The sequence below is a fragment of the Salinivibrio sp. KP-1 genome (assembly GCF_000968645.1).
Lineage (GTDB): Bacteria > Pseudomonadota > Gammaproteobacteria > Enterobacterales > Vibrionaceae > Salinivibrio > Salinivibrio siamensis.
The window spans coordinates 1-619 of record NZ_LAQR01000029.1 but is presented as its reverse complement, the minus strand read 5'-3'; the positions used below and the strand labels follow the sequence as shown (position 1 = coordinate 619).

1 rRNA gene is annotated in these 619 nt (G+C 55.3%); it reads left to right on the top strand.

The features are described from left to right. Positions 1-619, top strand: a 16S ribosomal RNA gene (locus WN56_RS08660); the annotation flags it as partial.

The window sequence follows — 619 nt, the reverse complement described above, 5'->3', positions numbered from 1 at the left end:
GCGGAAACGGCAGTATTGAAGCTTCGGTGGATTTACTGGACGTCGAGCGGCGGACGGGTGAGTAACGGCTGGGAACCTGCCCTGACGAGGGGGATAACCGTTGGAAACGACGGCTAATACCGCATAATGTCTACGGACCAAAGGTGGCCTCTGCATGTAAGCTATCGCGTTGGGATGGGCCCAGTTAGGATTAGCTAGTTGGTAAGGTAATGGCTTACCAAGGCGACGATCCTTAGCTGGTTTGAGAGGATGATCAGCCACACTGGGACTGAGACACGGCCCAGACTCCTACGGGAGGCAGCAGTGGGGAATATTGCACAATGGGGGAGACCCTGATGCAGCCATGCCGCGTGTGTGAAGAAGGCCTTCGGGTTGTAAAGCACTTTCAGCAGTGAGGAAGGTGGTGTACTTAATACGTGCATGGCTTGACGTTAGCTGCAGAAGAAGCACCGGCTAACTCCGTGCCAGCAGCCGCGGTAATACGGAGGGTGCGAGCGTTAATCGGAATTACTGGGCGTAAAGCGCATGCAGGCGGTTTGTTAAGTCAGATGTGAAAGCCCGGGGCTCAACCTCGGAACCGCATTTGAAACTGGCAGGCTAGAGTCTTGTAGAGGGGGGT